Genomic DNA, 2995 nt, shown 5'->3' with positions numbered 1-2995 from the left:
AGGCGGCCCGCGGTGTCGACGAGCACCGCGTCGAGGCCACGGTTGCGCGCGATCTGCACGCCGTCGAAGACGACGGACGCGGGATCCGCGCCGCTCGAGCCGTCGAAATGAGGCACGCCCGCGCGCTCCGCCCACGCGACCATCTGCTCGATTCCTGCCGCGCGATAGGTGTCGGCGGCGACGACAAGAGGTTTGCGGCCCTCTTTGCGCAGGCGATCGGCGAGCTTGCCCGCGGTCGTGGTCTTGCCGGCGCCGTTGACGCCGTAGAGAAGGATGCAGGCGGGGTTGCCGGTGAGGTTCAGCTCGCGCGGGTTCTTAGACATCATCGAGGTCGCTACCGAGACGAGTGCTTCGATCGCCTCCTCGCGCGTGCGCGGGGCCCTTGAGCGAACGCCCGCCGCAAGGCGAGCCGCCATCGCGGGGCCGAGGTCGGCCGCGAGCAGCACCTCCTCGAGCTCGTCGTAATAGGTCGCCGAGAGCGGCGGGCTGAGCGCGCGGACCCCTGCCGCGAGAGCGCCGCGCGTGCGGCTGCCGACTCGGCTCCAGAGGCTGGGCCTGGGGTTGCTCAGCCTGCTTGGGCTGTGGTCGCCGCTCGGCTCGCGGGCTTGCGGATATCTTCGAGGCGGACCGAGACGAGGTGGGAAGAGCCGCTCTCGTCGAGGTGGATGCCGTAGAGGGTTGAGGCGTAGGACATCGTCACGTGGTTGTGCGTGATCACAAGGAATTGGCGCCGGCCGCCGAGGCGAGCGACCATCTGCCCGAACCTGTCGACGTTGGCGTCGTCGAGGGCGGCGTCGACCTCGTCGAGGATCGTGAAGGGGCTTGGGTTCACCTCGTCGAGTGCGAGGACGAGGGCGAGCGCGGCGAGCGAGCGCTCTCCCGAGGAGAGCAGCGTCACGTTCTGCTGGCGCTTGCGCGGTGGCTGGACGAGGATCTCGACGCCGGTGCGAGGGCCATCGTCGCCTTCGGCGTGGCGCAGGGTGGCGCGGCCGCCGGGGTTGAGCTCGGCGAAGTACTCGTGGAAGTTCGCGGCCACCGCGCCGAAGACGGCCTCGTAGCGCGAGTCCTCTTCCTCGCGGAGCTTGGAGATGAGGTCCTCCAGGTCGGCGCGGGCATTGGTGATGTCTTCGAGCTGCTCGGCGAGATTGTTGTATCGCTCCTCGAGCTCTCGGGACTCAGACTCGGCGAGGGCGTTCGTGGGACCGATCTCTTCGAGGCGGCGCTCGAGGGCGCGCATCTCGCGCTCGCGCGCCTTGCCGCCGGGCACCTCCTCGGGCGCGACGCCATCGGGCATGCGGGAGCGGATCTCGTCCATCCTGGCCTGGAGAAGCTCGGTTTCGCGGGCGATGAGCTCGAGGTTGCCTTCGAGATTGCCGGCGCGGAGGCGCGCGTCGATGCGGGCCTCCTCCAGGGCGACCAGCCGCTTGGCGCTCTCCGCCATCTCAGCGTCGTCCTCGGGCGACTCATGCTCAGCGGTGGTCAGGGCATGGCGCGCTTCGTCGGCGGCGCGGCGCAGGTCGGGGATCGATTCGATCGCCGTCGCCAGCGCCCGCTCGGCGTCGGCGAGCCGGCCGTGGCGATCCTCGGCCGCGGCGGTGAGGCGGACGATGTCCTCTTCAATCGAAGTCAGGCGAGAGCGCAGGCGATCGGCGTCGTGGTGCTGTCTCAGGCGCGCCACGAGGCCTGCGGCGTCGTGGGCAAGGGCGGCGTCCGCCTCGAGCGAAGAGATCTTGCGCTGCAGCTCGGTGCGGCGCGCGTCGAGGGCGACGCGAGGGTCGGCGCCGGCCCTGACAAGGCCTGGCTCGCGATAGACCCCGTCGAGCGTGACGTCGCGTCCGACCAGGACATGTCCGAGGAGGCGGCGCGCGATTGCCTCGAAGCCGTCGCGGACGGTGACGTGCTCGTAAAGGGATCCCTCGGCCGGGGCGGGGGCGTCGACGGGGAAAAGCGCCGTCGCCAGGCGGTCGTTCGCCTTGACTGAGTCGAGGGCGGTTTCCTCGTCGGGCGAGACGGTCGCGTCGAGCAGCGGGCCGAGAACCGCCGTCAAGGCGGCCTCGTAGCCCGAGATGGCTGTGATCACATCGCGGAGGAGGACACCTGAAGTGGCGCGCGGCCTAAGCGCGTCGAGGCCCTCGAGCTCTGAGCGCATTCGAGCCACGGCGACGGCGGCCTGCTCGGCGGTCCGGGCCTTCTGCTCGGCTTCGGCGAGCTCGTCGTCAGAAACGTGATGGTCGGCGGGCGAAGCGGCGGCGAGCTCGGCGGACAGCTGATCGCGAAGAGCCTGGGCGGTCGCGAGCTGGGCGCGGTTCTCAGCCTCGGAGCGACGGGCCGAATCCGCGACCACCTGGCGGTTTTCGGCCCTCTCCTCGGCGAGCTGGAGGCGGTGGTCCGCCTCGGAAAGCTGAAGGCGGAGCTGGCCAAGCGTGCGCTGGCGGGCGAGGCGGCGGTCCTGGGCGGCCTGCATGGCGGCGCGGCCGGCATGAAACTCCTCTTCGGTGATCCGTGACTGTTCGCGTGCCTCGATTAGGCGGCGCTCCAGCGCCTGGACCTGCGACGAGGCTTTGCGGTGCGCGTCGCGCGCCTCGCGCCACTCCTCCCAGACGATGCTGCCGCGCAGCAGCTCGAGGCGGGCATTCGCCTCGGCGGCCTCGCGGGCGGCGACGGCTTGGGTCCGGAGAGTCTCGAGCCGGGGCGCGAGCTCCGTTTTCAAGTCTTCGAGGCGGAGCAGGTTGGCGGCGAGCTCTTGCAGCTTCTGCGCCGCCTCCTGGCGGCGCGCCTTGACGCCACGGACCTGGGCGGCCTCCTCGAGCAGCTGCCTGCGCTCCGAGGGCGAGCAGACCACGATGTGCTCGATGTCGTGCTGGTCGATGATCGCGTAGGAGTCGACGGTGAGGCCGGTCGAAGAGAGCAGGTGAATCAGATCGCGACGGCGGATGCGCGTGCCGTTGAGGAAATAATCGCTCACACCGTCGCGCTCGACGCGGCGCTTGATCGC

Annotated in this window: 2 protein-coding genes; both read right to left on the bottom strand. The window is 70.5% G+C overall.

What is annotated here, in order from left to right:
• On the bottom strand, positions 1–446 hold a 446-nt coding region (locus VKG64_10715), incomplete at its 3' end, for a zeta toxin family protein (GenBank protein ID HKB25515.1).
• A gap of 119 nt (positions 447–565) precedes the next feature.
• The coding region (locus VKG64_10710) for an AAA family ATPase (GenBank protein ID HKB25514.1) at positions 566–2995 on the bottom strand (2430 nt) is incomplete at its 5' end.

The organism is Candidatus Methylomirabilota bacterium, from assembly GCA_035260325.1.
GTDB lineage: Bacteria > Methylomirabilota > Methylomirabilia > Rokubacteriales > CSP1-6 > AR19.
Note: the sequence above shows the minus strand (reverse complement) of the source record. Positions and strands in the feature narration are given on the sequence as shown.